Annotated in this window: 8 protein-coding genes; all 8 read left to right on the forward strand. The window is 43.7% G+C overall.

Features of this window, described 5'->3' with window-relative positions:
- Positions 1-165: 165 nt before the first annotated feature.
- The 8 genes from ACP14Y_RS16205 (at position 166) to ACP14Y_RS16240 (ending at position 18,006) form a co-directional block, all read left to right on the forward strand.
- Positions 166-7,614 (forward strand): gliding motility-associated C-terminal domain-containing protein, encoded by a 7,449-nt coding sequence (locus ACP14Y_RS16205; protein ID WP_424963934.1) that lies wholly within the window; start codon positions 166-168, stop codon positions 7,612-7,614.
- The gene (locus ACP14Y_RS16210) at positions 7,614-8,528 is read left to right on the forward strand and encodes a PorP/SprF family type IX secretion system membrane protein (protein ID WP_424963935.1); all 915 of its coding nucleotides are present in this window, start codon (positions 7,614-7,616) and stop codon (positions 8,526-8,528) included. The genes ACP14Y_RS16205 and ACP14Y_RS16210 overlap by 1 nt, the downstream gene beginning before the upstream one ends.
- On the forward strand, positions 8,525-10,681 hold the full coding sequence (locus tag ACP14Y_RS16215) for an OmpA family protein (protein WP_424963936.1): 2,157 nt from the start codon (positions 8,525-8,527) through the stop codon (positions 10,679-10,681). Before ACP14Y_RS16210 ends, ACP14Y_RS16215 begins: the two co-directional genes overlap by 4 nt.
- Entirely contained in the window at positions 10,662-11,927 is a 1,266-nt protein-coding gene (locus ACP14Y_RS16220; protein ID WP_424963937.1) for a PKD domain-containing protein, read from the forward strand. Before ACP14Y_RS16215 ends, ACP14Y_RS16220 begins: the two co-directional genes overlap by 20 nt.
- A 2-nt stretch (positions 11,928-11,929) precedes the next feature.
- The gene (locus ACP14Y_RS16225; RefSeq protein WP_424963938.1) at positions 11,930-12,907 is read left to right on the forward strand and encodes a hypothetical protein; all 978 of its coding nucleotides are present in this window, start codon (positions 11,930-11,932) and stop codon (positions 12,905-12,907) included.
- Positions 12,897-16,016, forward strand: a complete 3,120-nt coding sequence (locus tag ACP14Y_RS16230) for a ligand-binding sensor domain-containing protein (RefSeq protein ID WP_424963939.1) — start codon at positions 12,897-12,899, stop codon at positions 16,014-16,016. The genes ACP14Y_RS16225 and ACP14Y_RS16230 overlap by 11 nt, the downstream gene beginning before the upstream one ends.
- A 97-nt stretch (positions 16,017-16,113) precedes the next feature.
- On the forward strand, positions 16,114-17,694 hold the full coding sequence (locus ACP14Y_RS16235) for a 7TM diverse intracellular signaling domain-containing protein (protein ID WP_424963940.1): 1,581 nt from the start codon (positions 16,114-16,116) through the stop codon (positions 17,692-17,694).
- 99 nt (positions 17,695-17,793) lie between these two features.
- Positions 17,794-18,006, forward strand: coding sequence for a response regulator transcription factor (locus ACP14Y_RS16240; RefSeq protein WP_424963941.1), 213 nt, complete (start codon positions 17,794-17,796; stop codon positions 18,004-18,006).
- Positions 18,007-18,027 lie beyond the last annotated feature (21 nt).

Genomic DNA, 18,027 nt, shown 5'->3' on the forward strand with positions numbered 1-18,027 from the left:
TCGTATGATTTGGGCAAAAGTTCAAACGCTTTAGCGGGTGCTTTTTGTTGTTGAACTAATAATTCGATATTACTATCGAATGAAGGAAGTATTTTCAATTGATAATGTTCATCTTTAGGGTGAGTTTATTAAGCGAAAACTACTTTTAATCGACCTGGAGTTTTGATGTTGAAGAATCTTGTGATCTCAGCACTATTTATGTGCTTCTGGGTAGCTACTTCTGCTACAGAAGTACCCACGTGCGGTGGAGGCACGGCTGATTCCAATGCGGAGGATGGGATAGAAATAGCAAACGGCGTTTGTGCCCAGTTGTTTGTTGATGTTGGAGCAGTGAGTGGTGGTATTCTCATAAATGACGGTGCAACACTTACCATTTATGGTAACATAACCAGCCTTGCGGATAAAATCAACATTAAGCCGGGAGGGACACTAATTGTCTATGGGAATATTGGTTCCATCTCAAATGGTATACTTATCGATGGTGGTACATTAGAATTGTATAACAATGTCACAGTAGATGGTGGCTTTGAAATCAAGGCTTCTTCTAAAATGACGTTGAATGGAGCCTATCTTACGGTTTCCTCTGGAAATGGAATTTTAGCCGATAACTCTGCTGAACTCGAAATGTACAATGCCAGCACCATTGAGATAGTTGATGGTGCCTCCAAAATAGACAATGGGTCAAACGGCACGATTACTTCAGATGGAACAGGAAACACCATTGAAACACAAACATGGGATGGTGACCAGGGTGATTTTAGTTGCTCTTCAGGTAGCTGTTCAGACTTTGCTACAACTGCAGAAGTAACGATAACAGAGTCAGATGGAAGTACAATTGTTTTTGAAAGTGGTACGACTGATTCATTTACTGTAGAATTATCTGGCGGTCTAACACTAGGGACCGTTCAAGTTGATTTCGTTTCAAGTAACCCAAGTGAAGCGACGGTTTCTCCAAGCTCTGTATCATTTTCTTTAGGTAACATGGGAGCAAAAACTGTGACCGTTACCCCGGTTGATGATGGAATTGATGATGGTCCACAATTTTTTACTATTACAGCGACGACTTCTACAGTCGGCTTGAGTATTCCTGATTATGATGGAGTTTCTACCCCGGATGTGGGAGTCATTAATCAAAATGATGGTCAATTTCCACGCATTGATCTTACTGCTACAACCATAAGCACCACTGAAAATGGGTCAGTTCAAACATTTGATGTCGTAATTGGATCTCAGCCGGTTGCCGGTAAAGTGGTACAGCTTGATGTATCATCCGATGATATTTCTGAAGGAACAGTTAGTCCCACTTCTTTGACATTCGATGAATTTAACTGGGACACTCCCCAAACAGTAACGGTTACTCCTGTGGATGATCCCCAAGTAGATGGTGATATTGATTTTGATGTAACCATATCTGTAAACACGGGTGTTGGAAATGCTGATGGAGATTATAATTCCATTGCTGATGAAATCGTTGCGGTGACTAATCAGGATGATGAAGTTGCAGGATTCACGCTGAATACTTCATCTACCGGGAATACCACTGAAGCAGGGGGCTCCACTACATTTTCGGTTGTTTTAGATGCTGAGCCTTTGAATAATGTTGTTCTAAGAGTTTCAAGTTTAACAACTACAGAAGGAGCTGTAAATCCATCAGACCCCTTGGATGTCACATTTACCTCTGCTGATTGGTTCACTCCACAGGTCATCACAGTCGATGGTGCAGATGATGGTGTTATTGATGGAGATGTTGCCTATCAAGTAAGAGTAAGAGTAAGAGATGTTTCAAGTGATGATTTTTTTGACCCTTTGGCTGATCAATTTGTTGATATTACTAATTTGGATGATGATGGACCGGGCTACACCCTAAGCAAAACCACCTCATCCATCACCGAAGGCGGCAATGATACGTTCACGATTGTGCTGGATACTGAGCCATCAAGCAATGTGGTGATTGACCTGAGCAGCGATGATACCGGAGCAGCGACGGTGAGCCCATCGAGCCTGACGTTTACCAGTGGCAACTGGAACAGCACCCAGACGGTTACGATTACCGCAGAGCAGGACGATGATTTACAGGACGAGAGTCCGACGATCACTGCGAGTGTGAATGCTTCGAGTGACGGAGACTTCACCGGGTTAGCAGATCAGACCGTCACCACGACCATCACGGACGATGATGCGGCAGGGTACACACTCAGCAAGACCACCTCTTCGATTACCGAAGGCGGTAATGATACGTTCACGATTGTATTAGATGCTGAGCCTTCGAGCAATGTGGTGATTGACCTGAGCAGCGATGATACCGGAGCAGCTACGGTGAGTCCTTCGAGTCTGACGTTTACCAGCGGCAACTGGAACAGCACCCAGACGGTTACGATTACCGCAGAGCAGGACGATGATTTACAGGACGAGAGTCCGACGATCACTGCGAGTGTGAATGCTTCGAGTGACGGAGACTTCACCGGGTTAGCAGATCAGACCGTCACCACGACCATCACGGACGATGATGCGGCAGGGTACACACTCAGCAAGACCACCTCTTCGATTACCGAAGGCGGTAATGATACGTTCACGATTGTGCTGGATGCCGAGCCATCGAGCAATGTGGTGATCGACCTGAGCAGCGATGATACCGGAGCAGCTACGGTGAGTCCTTCGAGTCTGACGTTTACCAGCGGCAACTGGAACAGCACCCAGACGGTGACGATCACCGCCGAGCAGGACGATGATTTACAGGACGAGAGTCCGACGATCACTGCGAGTGTGAATGCTTCGAGTGACGGAGACTTCACCGGGTTAGCAGATCAGACCGTCACCACGACCATCACGGACGATGATGCGGCAGGGTACACACTCAGCAAGACCACCTCTTCGATTACCGAAGGCGGTAATGATACGTTCACGATTGTATTAGATGCTGAGCCTTCGAGCAATGTGGTGATTGACCTGAGCAGCGATGATACCGGAGCAGCTACGGTGAGTCCTTCGAGTCTGACGTTTACCAGCGGCAACTGGAACAGCACCCAGACGGTTACGATTACCGCAGAGCAGGACGATGATTTACAGGACGAGAGTCCGACGATCACTGCGAGTGTGAATGCTTCGAGTGACGGAGACTTCACCGGGTTAGCAGATCAGACCGTCACCACGACCATCACGGACGATGATGCGGCAGGGTACACACTCAGCAAGACCACCTCTTCGATTACCGAAGGCGGTAATGATACGTTCACGATTGTGTTGGATGCTGAGCCTTCGAGCAATGTGGTGATTGACCTGAGCAGTGATGATACCGGAGCAGCTACGGTGAGTCCTACGAGCCTGACGTTTACCAGCGGCAACTGGAACAGCACCCAGACGGTTACGATTACCGCCGAGCAGGACGATGATTTACAGGACGAGAGTCCGACGATCACTGCGAGTGTGAATGCTTCGAGTGACGGAGACTTCACCGGGTTAGCAGATCAAACCGTCACCACGACCATCACGGACGATGATGCAGCAGGGTACACACTTAGTAAGACCACCTCTTCGATTATCGAAGGGGGCAATGATACGTTCACGATTGTGTTGGATGCAGAGCCATCGAGCAATGTGGTGATTGACCTGAGCAGCGATGATACCGGAGCAGCGACGGTGAGCCCATCGAGCCTGACGTTTACCAGTGGCAACTGGAACAGCACCCAGACGGTTACGATTACCGCAGAGCAGGACGATGATTTACAGGACGAGAGTCCGACGATCACTGCGAGTGTGAATGCTTCGAGTGACGGAGACTTCACCGGGTTAGCAGATCAGACCGTCACCACGACCATCACGGACGATGATGCGGCAGGGTACACACTCAGCAAGACCACCTCTTCGATTACCGAAGGCGGTAATGATACGTTCACGATTGTGTTGGATGCTGAACCATCGAGCAATGTGGTGATTGACCTGAGCAGCGATGATACCGGAGCAGCGACGGTGAGCCCATCGAGCCTGACGTTTACCAGTGGCAACTGGAACAGCACCCAGACGGTTACGATTACCGCAGAGCAGGACGATGATTTACAGGACGAGAGTCCGACGATCACTGCGAGTGTGAATGCTTCGAGTGACGGAGACTTCACCGGGTTAGCAGATCAGACCGTCACCACGACCATCACGGACGATGATGCGGCAGGGTACACACTCAGCAAGACCACCTCTTCGATTACCGAAGGCGGTAATGATACGTTCACGATTGTGTTGGATGCTGAGCCTTCGAGCAATGTGGTGATTGACCTGAGCAGTGATGATACCGGAGCAGCTACGGTGAGTCCTACGAGCCTGACGTTTACCAGCGGCAACTGGAACAGCACCCAGACGGTGACGATCACCGCCGAGCAGGACGATGATTTACAGGACGAGAGTCCGACGAGCACTGCGAGTGTGAATGCTTCGAGTGACGGAGACTTCACCGGGTTAGCAGATCAGACCGTCACCACGACCATCACGGACGATGATGCGGCTGGCTACACCCTAAGCAAAACCACCTCTTCGATCACCGAAGGAGATAATGATACGTTCACGATTGTATTAGATGCTGAGCCTTCGAGCAATGTGGTGATTGACCTGAGCAGTGATGATACCGGAGCAGCGACGGTGAGTCCTACGAGCCTGACGTTTACCAGCGGCAACTGGAACAGCACCCAGACGGTTACGATTACCGCCGAGCAGGACGATGATTTACAGGACGAGAGTCCGACGATCACTGCGAGTGTGAATGCTTCGAGTGACGGAGACTTCACCGGGTTAGCAGATCAAACCGTCACCACGACCATCACGGACGATGATGCAGCAGGGTACACACTTAGTAAGACCACCTCTTCGATTATCGAAGGGGGCAATGATACGTTCACGATTGTGTTGGATGCAGAGCCATCGAGCAATGTGGTGATTGACCTGAGCAGCGATGATACCGGAGCAGCTACGGTGAGTCCTACGAGCCTGACGTTTACCAGCGGCAACTGGAACAGCACCCAGACGGTTACGATTACCGCCGAGCAGGACGATGATTTACAGGACGAGAGTCCGACGATCACTGCGAGTGTGAATGCTTCGAGTGACGGAGACTTCACCGGGTTAGCAGATCAAACCGTCACCACGACCATCACGGACGATGATGCAGCAGGGTACACACTTAGTAAGACCACCTCTTCGATTATCGAAGGGGGCAATGATACGTTCACGATTGTGTTGGATGCAGAGCCATCGAGCAATGTGGTGATTGACCTGAGCAGCGATGATACCGGAGCAGCTACGGTGAGTCCTACGAGCCTGACGTTTACCAGCGGCAACTGGAACAGCACCCAGACGGTTACGATTACCGCCGAGCAGGACGATGATTTACAGGACGAGAGTCCGACGATCACTGCGAGTGTGAATGCTTCGAGTGACGGAGACTTCACTGGTTTAGCAGATCAAACCGTCACCACGACCATCACGGACGATGATGCGGCAGGGTACACACTCAGCAAGACCACCTCTTCGATTACCGAAGGCGGTAATGATACGTTCACGATTGTGTTGGATGCAGAGCCATCGAGCAATGTGGTGATTGACCTGAGCAGTGATGATACCGGAGCAGCGACGGTGAGTCCTACGAGCCTGACGTTTACCAGCGGCAACTGGAACAGCACCCAGACGGTGACGATTACCGCAGAGCAGGACGATGATTTACAGGACGAGAGTCCGACGATCACTGCAACAATCAATGATGCATCTTCTGATGATGCCTTCGATCCATTGGGAGATCAAACAGTAGCCGTTACCATCACCGATGATGAAACGGCAGATTTCTCTGTTTCTACTATTTCAGGAAATACTAGTGAGGGTGGTGCTTCGGCTTCATTTACCATTGTTTTAGATGCACAGCCAGCAAGCGATGTTGACTTCTCAATCACCAGTGACGATGTACAGGAGGGTGTGGTTAACAATCCTTCTATCACATTTACATCTGCTAATTGGGATACTCCTCAGACAGTGAATATAACAGGAGTAGATGATGATATAGACGATGGCGATCAGTCGTATAACATAATTATTTCCGTTGATGACGCATCCAGTGATGATGCATTTGATCTGTTAGCAGATAAGATGGTAGCTGTAATCAATGAAGATGATGACATTACCGGAATAAGTGTCAGTACGGTTAGTGGTAATACCAGTGAAGATGGAACGGCAGCCACATTTACTATAGTGTTAGATTCAGAACCTACCGGAGATGTAACCATTGGATTGAGTTCGAATGATACCAGTGAAGGCACAGTAAACCCTTCGAATCTGACATTCACTAGTGCAAATTGGAATATTGTCCAAACCGTCACAGTAACCGGTGTAGATGATTCTGATGATGATGGGGATGTTACTTATAAGATTGTAATTGCCCCGGCCGCATCATCCGATGCGAATTATAATGGAGCCGACCCAAGCGACATTACCGTGATTAACGAAGATGACGAAAATACTCCACCTGTTATCGTCAGTCAGAATGGAACCCTCACCAGCGATGAAGATGAGGCTTTTAGTATTGCACTTTCGAACCTAAACGTTACTGATCCGGATCATAGCTACCCAACTGATCATACATTGATAATTGGAAGTGGAACAAACTATCAGGTAAGTGGAAATGATATTATTCCTGCTGAAAACTTTAACGGAAATATGACAATAAATGTAACCGTAAGTGATGGCATTGATGAATCTGACAATTTTGAATTGACTGTCAGTATTTTACCTGTTAATGATACTCCAATCTTAATGGCAGACCAGGCAACCGTCCAGTTCGGAAATACGGTTCAGGGGAACTTGTTAGACAATGATTCAGACATTGAGAATGACGAATTAACACTCACCGACATTAACCCACCAATTGATGGATTAACATTTGAACCGGACGGCAGCTATGTCTATGACGGAAACCACGCTGTGGGTGTATTTGCGCTGGATTATGTGGTTTGTGATAATGGTGATCCTTCCGAATGTGCTCAATCAACCTTAACCATTACTGTAGAAGATGGAGATCAGGACCTTGATGGAATACCTGACTCGTACGAGTTTCAGTTTGATGATGTGGATCAGGACGGTACTGCGGAATATTTAGATGTGGATTCAGATAATGATAATATTCCGGATGCGGATGAAGCTGGGGCTGATCCTAATAATCCGGTTGATACGGATGGCGATGGTATGCCGGATTTCGTGGATGTTGATAGTGATAATGATGGGAAACTAGATATCGATGAAGGAATTGATGACTGTGATGGGGATGGAATCCTCAACTATGTTGATAGTGAAGACACCTGCAACATGAAAATTGCGGATGCCTTTTCACCAAATGGTGATGGGAAAAATGATGAGTGGGTGATAGAAGGAATCGAGAATTATCCGGATAATAAAGTCAGCATTTTTAATCGATGGGGAGTAAAAGTATTTGAAATAGATGGCTATGATAATAATAGTAAAGTTTGGAGAGGTCAGATCAATGCTAATTTGGGCACGACGGATGCTCCGTTTTCAACCTATTATTTTATTATAGACTTAAAAGATGGCTCTAAGCCCATAGCTGGAAACATCTTAATTAGTAGGTAATGTCTCGACTCGTATTTATTGTATTATCCTTCCTTCTAGTTGGGCATTCTGTGGGTCAGCAACAGTACGTTATTTCCCAATACATGTTTAATGGACTGGTATTAAATCCAGCTTACGCTGGCACGCATGAATCTTGGAGTTTTACGCTTATGTCGCGGAATCAATGGAGAGGCATACCAGGAGCACCGTCAACACAGACCTTTACCGCACATGGGTCCGTAACCAGAAATAGTGAATCCTCGGCTGGATTGATCGTGTCCAGTGATGCTTTTGGTGCCATTTCGTTGAATAATATCTATGGCGTATACGCCTATCGAATGAACTTTGATCGAGGTAGGCGTCATCTATCTATGGGGTTGCAAGGAGGAGCTACTTTATTCAATGTAGATCTATCAAATGCAAACCTGATTGATCCGGATGATCCGGTACTGAATAATGATTACAGCTCCACGATGGCAAATTTTGGGACAGGGATATTTTATAACGGCCCTAAACTATATGCGGGATTGTCAGTTCCTTTTTTGTTGAATAATCGGCTCAATCAAAGTGAGCAGGATTTAAGCAGGCAGGTTCGTCATTATTATCTTACCGGAGGCGGTATTTTCCCGATAGGCCATGATGTGAAATACAAACCCAGCTTTCTTTTGCGGTATGCGGGTGGTTTGGCCGATATTGATATTACCACCAGCTTTCTGTTCAGGGATGTTATTTGGCTTGGTGTGACGTATCGGGTTAAAAATTCAATTGATTTTATATTAGAAATTCAATTTACTGACAATCTTAGGTTTGGATATTCATATGGTTTGGTTACTTCTGAGCTACGGCAATCAACGTCTGGCTCTCATGAAGTAGTATTAAACTATCGAATAAAGAGAAAACATCCACGAGTTAACCATCCAAGAAGGTTTAGATGAAGCAAGTACACTACATATTGCTGATTATCGCTATCTGTGCAGGAGCTCATGGCCAGTCCATTAAGATTCTGAATAGTCTTGATCCACTGGAAGAACGAGGAGATCGCTCATTTAAAAACGGTCAATACCTGGAAGCGGCAAAATTGTATGAGCGTGTATTTAAAAAGGATACTGCGCAATATCATGTCGCAATCAAAATAGCAGAAAGCTATTATCACATTGATCATTTTGAAGACGCAGAAAGGTGGTTCAGGAAAGGTCTTTCAGCTGATTCAACTGAAGATTCTCAAGCAATTTTAGACTTTGCACAGGTGTTGATGGCCAATGAAAAGTATGGGGAAGCAGAAAAGTGGCTTCTTAAATATCAATCAGTTGAAGGCTCTCACCTTATCGCAGAGAAAAAACTCTCATCGATCCAGAACATGCACCGACATTATGAGGATTCCTCTTCAGTAGAGATCAATCCTTTAAGTATCAATACCACTTATGCGGAGTTCAGTCCCACCTATTATGGTTTTGGGATCGTGTATCTATCTGATCACCATACTAATGACGTCACCAATGTGATGGGTTGGAATGAGGAAGAATATATTTCCGTTTTTTACACCGAGGAGCTGGAGAGTGGAAGAATGAGGGAGCCGGTAGTTTTTCACAGTGGTTTGGATTCAGACTACCATGAGGGGCCACTTGTCTTTTTCGATGGCAATAAAATCATCTTTACCTGTGCTGGCGTGCCAGATAAAAAGTCTGCTGAAAGTCATCTGGAGTTGTATTATGCCGAATATGACAGGCAGGAAGATCGGTGGGTGAATATCCAACCTATGCCTTTCAATGATCCAACCTATTCAGTAGGTCAACCAGCCATTTCCAAAGACGGGAACACCTTGGTCTTCACTTCAAATATGCCCGGTGGATATGGTGGTGCAGATTTGTATATCGCAAAAAAAGCGAATGGTCAATGGAGTGAACCTAAGAACATGGGAGAGTTTATCAATTCTAAAGGTGACGACATGTTCCCGTACCTGATAAATGAAAATGAAATGATATTTTCCTCCGATGGACATGGAGGTCTAGGTGAGCTCGATTTATTTCGGGCACCTGTTCAGGCCAATTCTCACGATGAAATTGAAAACCTGGGCTTTCCATTCAATTCTTCCCATGCAGATTTTGGTTTTATCTCCGACTCACTTGGACGATCCGGCTACTTTACCTCCAATCGCATAAATGGAGGTTTGGATGATGACCTTTTCCGTTTTAGAGTGAAATGGTCCCGGATTCAATGCATAGTAGCAGAAAAAGGGATGAATGTCCCATTGGAAAATGTAAAAGTTGATATGATAGTAAATGGAGCTATTAAGGATAGTCGCTACACCGATGGAAATGGTTCGGTCGAATTTCTGGCTCAACCCGGAGAAGAGATTTTGTTGAAAGCTGATAAGGAGGGCTATTTGCTAAATTCAGATATCATTCGTTCAGATGAGTTATTTGCTGGTGTGTCTCTGGCTACCAATATTTCTTTGGAGAAAAGGGTAGAAAAGCCTGTTAAGAAAATGAATCCTGATGAAGAATTGCAGGCCTTATATAACAAGAGAAAGGCTATGGTACAAATCAACGGGCGAGTATACGAATACAGAGAGATAGGCAACAGCAGATTCATAGTAAATGCTGATGAGAAGATCTTTCTTTCCAAAACACCACCCGATCAGGATCAGTCCATTGAAGAGCGAGCCAAATTGGCAGTAGAGGAAAAGGGGCTGAAAATGGAGGAAATGTATTCGCTTAAGAATATTTATTTTGATCTGGACACGAATGAACTTACGAAAGAAGGAAAAGCTGAACTGGACAAAGTAGTCAGGATAATGACGGTAGATCAGCACATTGCATTTTCCATTAATTCCTACACAGACAGCAGGGGCAGCATGAAGTATAATGATGAGCTGGCATTTAAAAGATCGCAAAAGATTGCAAGATATCTGTTGGAACACGATATTCCCGGGAGTAGATTGATACTGGATAGCTATGGGGAGCAAGGTCTTCTCAATGACTGTGACGATGAAACCGAGTGCGAAGAAAGGTTTCACTCAGTAAACAGAAGATCAGAGCTCGAATTGGTGATGAGAAAACTTTACACAAATGAAGAACAAACGGATTAGCGGTGTTTTGATGTGCTTCATACTTTGGTCTGTTACCTACAGCCAGGAAGTAGGGTGCGAGGCTGCAAAGTCCGGGTTTCTCCGGTTTGATGCAGCGTGCATTAGTACAATTGCTTCAAATAACTGTGTGAATCTGGATATCACAGATTCCTATGATTTTGAAGGAAAAGAGTTTGTGTTTGTTTGGGATATGGGAGATGGCACTACGCTTGAAGGGTTGAACATAGATCATTGTTATAAAAATCCCGGACGGTATATTGCTACGTTAAGTCTGGAAGATCCGATTACCAAGGCAACCATTCAAGAAGAGGCATCAATCGACATCATCATCAAGGGCTCTTTTGAACTGATCATAGATCCGCTGGAAGATGTAAGAACCAATATAGCTGAAAGTACCTCTTTTGAGCTGGATTATCCTGACTCAGCGTATCAAATAAAGTATACTTATTGGGATTTTGGCGATGGGATTTTTTCATGCGAAGCAAGCCCTGATCACACGTACGAACGTACTGGGGTATATTACAGATCTTTACTCATAGGGCTGGAGTCAGAAATAGATGATGTTACCCTCTGTGCGTCTGATAGTGTCAGTGTAAAACTGGCTGATCCAACCGCTAGAATGCTCACAGATGCTCTTGATCAACTTTCGATCGACTCGCGTTTTCTTGAAGACAAGTCGAATTATTTTCTTTTGAGAAAAAATAATGTTGGTTATGATGAGGTTGAAGGATTAGAAGACCTAGTGGGAGGAGGCAGTTACAGGATTATTGCCTTTCGGGGCAATCGAATCTATGATTCGGGAGATATGTCAATGCCTGAGGGGAGCGACCAAAAAAGTATACAGCAAACCATAAGCGATAAAACGAAGCAGTTGGCTGAGCAAGAGCCCTTGAGTCTGGATCCGCTTTTCTTTGAACTGGATCAAAATGAACTATCCAGGAAGATGAAAAAAAGCCTAAATGATCACATTGAGCTTCTGGAAGAACTCCCGATGATGAAGGTTGAATTGGGTGTTTACACCACTTCCGGAGGATCATTCAATAGGGGAGTAGCATTGTCGATCAAACGTGCCGAACTTATCAAGCAATATATGGTTGATGAGGGTGTGGAGAAAGATAGAATTGTTGTAAACAACCCAAACACGTCCAGGTCTCTGATTAATTCATGTTTGACTGGGGCTGATTGTGATTATGTAGATGAGTCACTCGACAGAAGGACTGATTTCAAACTTAAATTGGGGAGGTGATCATGAGGTATTTGAAAGCATTTTTGACAGGCACCTTTCTAACTTTATTCCTTGTCACTCAAGGTCAGCGGATTCCGAATGAGATTGAAAACATTGATTATTTGGTAACATTTGGAGGTAATGCGCCAGCTTCATGGGGCGATGATGATCATATTCAAATATTTTTCTTTTTGATTCCAGATGAGTTTACCGAGCCGATATACCTGAGGGTGTTTGATCCGGATGTTGGTGGAACGATAGATGAAATAAAAGGAGAATGGAATTCGGTACATCGGATATCAATTTTTGGAGGTGAAGGAGCCCATTCTCATCCGGATGCCAGGAAGGTAGATCCAGTTGGTGAATTTAAAAGCGGAAACCTACTCGCTTCTAAAGTATTTCGGGACAATCCGGAGTTTGACGGTAAGTGGTATACCTTCGGCCCATTTAATCCGGTAGAAGGAGAGCTGGATCCGGAGATACCCAATGGAAGAATCTTCAAGGTGATTATGGAAGGACTGCAGGGTGATGATGGCAACCTGTATCAATATTTTCTTAGTGCAAATCCCGATGTTAATGAAGAAGTAGAAGGCTCAAATGCCTTTACGTATGAATATTCCTTCAGACTTCCTGTTGCGAGTGGCGAAATCAGCCACATATATCCATTCATTGATAAAAATGTGGTTTCAATCACACAACACAACTTTGACTTTGATTATGACGGAGAGCTAGTGATATATTCGGTTTCTAAAAACAGACATAAAGTGAAAAAATCAGCGGATCTTAAGTGGGCCAGCTCGATGCACGAAATCACACCCGAAGAACAAAATACCACCATCGAGATTCAGATCATCAAACAAGGAAAGCCAAACAACAATATGGTTTTTTTTCTTAGAAACCAGTATGAAGAAGTAATCCGATTCTACAGTATTCCCATTGGAGGACCACCACGATATAAGTACCAGGTAAATTTGAAATACTACCAGAAAGATGAGGATTAGATCAACAATTATAGCTCTTCTTTCATGCTTTTTGGTTGAGGCTACTGTTCAGAAATATGAAATAAGGCATTTCAATCCTGAAAATGGACTTGATGGAACATATGTCTACACCACAATCCAGGGACCACTGGGATACAAATGGGTGGGCACAGATTATGGACTAACTCGTTTCGATGGCTTCAAGTTTGAATTGATGGATCCCAATGATTCTACCAAGAAGAACTTTTCTACTACAGCTTTCAATGATGATGGTACGCTCTACTTTGGATATTTTAATGGACAGATCAAAACCTTTGATGGCGTAAAACTGAAAACAGTTTATGATCCACAGTATGAGCAAAGCCCCATCACGGGCTTCATAAGCAGCAACGATCAGCTGCTGGCATTAACCCAAAACAAAGGAATTCTTCGGCTATCCAAAGACACTGTGATATCAATATTTCCTAAAGAATTACAATTCAGAAAAACCAATTTTGCCTATCAGCACAACAACTTAATTTTAATTGGTACAAATGAAGGATTGCTGGCATTTAGGTTAGGAGAAGACAACAGGATAATCTATGCGGGAGGTATTGCAGATCTTGAATATTCATCTGTTCAATCATTAGAACGAAACAAGGCAAGAGATAACTCTTTTTGGGTGGGTACTGATTTCGGTGTTTACCATCTGGACTTGTTTGTAGAAGGTGGTCAGGTTTCCGGTGAAGTATACAAAGCTGACTTCCTTCAAAAGGAATCCATTAGCGCTATCAGGGAAACCGGAAATTTAGATCTCTGGGTTGGAACAAAGTATAATGGACTAGTCAAAATAGATTTTAACCGCGACAATACTAAGTCCAAACAGTTTACCTACCTCAATAAAAAAAATGACTTTCCAGGTGATTTAATTAGCACCATCAACATGGATGAAGATGAAAGTATTTGGGTAGGGACCATCGGAGATGGGCTCATACAGGTTGCCAAAAAGGGTCTTTTATTTTACAACTTTGAAGATTTCAGAGCCAGATCAGTAAATGGCATTAGTGGAAATTCCAGGCATGAGTTCTTTTTTGGAACAGATGTGGGATTGATAAGGGGTTTCTACACAGGCCAACTGGATAGTCTCAATTTTGAGCTAATTCGTCACAACAGTAGCGAGGGGAACAACATCACTGCGGTATATGTGGATGAGGATGACAGGATTTATTATTGTGCAGAAGATGTGGGTGTTTTCACTGCAGATCCAGAATGGAAAAACATTCAAAAAATTGATTTTGATTTTGGAGGAGGAAAGCTGTTAGCTCGTCAAATTATCAAGAGTCCGAATGGAAACCTGTGGCTTTCTTTGACACAGAAAGGGGTGTTTGTGCTTGATTCCCTGGGGAATCTTGTAAAGAACTATTCTACTAGTACCGTAGTAAATGAAGATGATAGCTCTCGATTTTATCACAATGAAATCTACGATATCCACTTTGATAAGGACGGGAATACCTGGTTTGCTTCGCATGGAGCCGGTCTGGCCGTCTTGAGATCGGATGGTATGATGATGTATTTAACCAAGGATGGGAAGTTTCCTTCACATGACATCAATGATATCTCTGAGGATGAATACGGCAACATTTGGGTAGGCACTCATGGAGATGGTATCTATGAATATAATGGAGAGGAGTTTATCCGGTTTTCTACCAAAGAAGGACTTCTCAACAACTTCTGCTCATCGGTCATCAGCGATAAAAGCAATCATGTGTGGGCGACTCATCGTACCGGATTAAGCAGAGTTGATGAGTATACGAACGCTGTTTCGACGATTCAGAAGAAAGATGGGCTCGTGGTTGCAGAGTTCATTCACAATTCTATCTATGCTGATCAGGATCATAATATATGGATTGGAAACAGGAATGGAGTGACTTTTTTGAGTGCGCCTGATGAGGTATTCGAATCTAAGATCATCAAACCAATAATAGCTGATATCCGTGTTGACTTTCAATCGATTGACCTCTACAAATACTCTACCGATACTGCTAGTGGAAGCAACGTGCCGGTCAGTATCGAATTTCCTTATGATTTCAACAATCTTACTTTTCAATATGTGGCCATCAACCTTCGAAATCCAGAATCTAATTTATATCAATATCAGCTAGAAGGTCTGGAACCCGGTTGGTCTCCAACTACCAGCAATACGCAGGTCACTTTCAACCTTGGTCCCGGAGAATACACATTCAAAGTGAGGCAGTCAGATAACCCGAATCACTGGGGCGATAATGTAAGTAGTATCACTTTCAAAATACACCCACCATGGTGGCAAACCTGGTGGGCGATCTCCCTTTTTATTCTATCTGGTGGTGGTTTAGTGTATGGATATATTAGGATTCGAACGGAAAGGTTAAATAGAAGATTGCGTGAAAAACAAAGGTTGATATCAATTGCTGAAAGCCAGAATAAACGTTTGAAAGAGTTTTCTTTCATCACCTCTCATAATACCCGATCTTCTGCATCAAACATTATGGGACTGATCAATGCCATTGAAATGGATCCTACAAATAAGGAGTTTATTCAAATGCTAAAGAAGTCGTCTGATAGGCTGAATGGAACGATTCGAAATATCAATGAACTCCTGAATTTTGAAAATGATCGTGAGAATTTAAAAAAAGAACCTTGCAATGTGTTGGAATCAGTGGAGCGCGTCCTGTCAGGCATGCAGGAAAATATCAATAGGAGGCAGGCTGAAATTAGCCTGAATGTGCCTGACAGCCTTTATGTAGAGGGTGTTCCCACTTATCTCGAAAGTGCGTTAACCAGTTTGATTTCAAATGCTTTAATGTACGGGGTAACAGACGAGAAAAAGCAAATATTAATTACTGCTACTGAAGATCGTAAGGAGGTATTAATTCAAATTGAGGATAAAGGTCTGGGTATCGATTTGGATAAATTTTCCGAGAAGTTGTTTGCTCTTGGTTCAAGGTTCCATACCCATATAGAACAAGGAGATGGAATAGGTATGTTTCTTTCAAAAAACCAGATAGAAGGAATGGGAGGTAAGATTGGTATTGAAAGCACACCAAAAAAAGGAACAGTAATATTTATACATTTACTCAGAGCTGAAATACCAGCACACAATGATTTGGCCTAAGAAAAATTCTTTTCGACCAAATATCTATCAACACTTATAAGCATATTGGTTTGATTGTTATCTTGGCTTTTTTAGCGAGTGAAAGAGTGAGTCAAGGGTGATACAACGTATTTATATTCAACTGGCATTTACATTTCTGTTTTTTCTTAATACTGCTGCTCAAGAGGTAATCCCTTTTCATGGTAGCCATGAAGGACGGATCAATGATTTTGTGGTGGTTTACCATACACCAGATACACTCAATGGACCAAAAGCATGGGCGGGTATTCAGTCAGGCAACATTGAGAAAATCAATCAGAAAGTAAACCCTGGTATCACATCATCTGCTTTTTGGGTCCTTACTACCATAGCCAACTCCCATGAGAAGGAGGCACTGTATCTGGAGATCGACTATGCACAGTTAGATTACCTCCATCTATATCAAATCTCCAACGACTCAGCCATCTCACTTTTTGAAACCGGGGATAGGTTTCCATTTGAAGACCGGCCAGTTCAGTATCGTAATTTTACTTTTCCACTTAAGATTCAGACCGGAGATACTGCAACCTACCTTCTAAACATTGACAAACGTCTATCTGCCGCGCGATTTCCCATGTATCTCTATTCGGATGCTTCATTCTGGAATATGTACAATAGAGAGACCATCTTTTATGGTTTCTGCTTCGGATTCCTAGCCTTGGTAACACTTATTTCATTATTGGTTGGTATCAAGCTCAAAATGCATATTTTTCTTTGGTATGCTGGTTATGTATTCACTTTTGGATTGAGGTGTTTCGCTAAGCTTGGGTACGGTTTCCAATACATCACCTCGAGCTACCCGGAATTCAATACCCACTTTTTCCCATTGACCACCCAGCTAGCAATGGTGTTCCTCATCATGTATATCCAAAGATATTTTGATACCAAGCAAACCATGCCTCGGTTCCACAAACTGATGGACTTTTGGCTTTGGCTGTTTGTGGTCAGCACAGTGATCTGGGCCCTATTCCCTGGTGCCATTGTAGCTGCCGGACCGATCCTTATCACTATGAGGTACGCGATCATTATTTCTATTATCATCTTTGCTTATAGTAGTGGGATCAATTACATGAAAGTAGATGCTTTCCGTTCACGAATATTCCTGGTGGGGTACTCACTCTTCTTTCTTGGGGTTTTAAGCCAGATTCTAATTGAGTATGGAGCCATTAATTCTTCCCTTGTTCCTGGTGATCCTTTGTTTGCAGGATTTTTCTTTGAAGTAGGCGTGCTGTCATACGCAATGGTCATATTGCTATTGGATGTCGTGAAAGAGAAAAATACGCTCATTCTATCCAATCAAAGACTACAACGTCTGGTGGCGGAGCTCCAGGAGAAAGAAGATCAGGAAGATGAAAAGGCATATGTCATTTTGAAAAGTAAGGCGGTGGTAGACCCGCATCGTATTCGATACATTCAATCTGATGATCATTACCTGGAGTTTCACCTAAACGATAAGAAACATCCGGAAGTAGATCGAAATAAGCTAAGCGCAATTTTGGAAGTGTTGCCGGCACAGTTCGTGCAAATTCATCGATCTACTATTGTGAACCTGGAATATGTAAAAACCATCTATGGTAGCTACCTACTGCTCAATAATGGAGAAGAGCTGAAGCTATCGCGGACGTATAAACCTCAATTGGAAGAGCGCTTGGTAAAATAGTACGCATTTCGCGCTAGGCTTTATGTCATTCACGACAAAAACTTGGTAATACCGAATTAAGGGTACTTAATTAGGGGTATACCAAAACTGCCTTAGATTATGAAAGTAACCAAAAACACAATTGAAGACAACCTGACAAATAGAGAAATCCAACTGATCCGATGGCTTAGAAAAGGTTATACCCGGAGCGAGATTGCCGATAAAATGGCCATGAGTGTGCATACTTATGATGGCTACCGCAAAAACATTCGAGTTAAACTTCGAATTAAGAATCAAGCCGATTGGGCGCAGGTATTAATGCAAGTTGCGTAAACTGATAAGAAATATTGATTC

Source organism: Ekhidna sp. (assembly GCF_965247405.1).
GTDB lineage: Bacteria > Bacteroidota > Bacteroidia > Cytophagales > Cyclobacteriaceae > Ekhidna.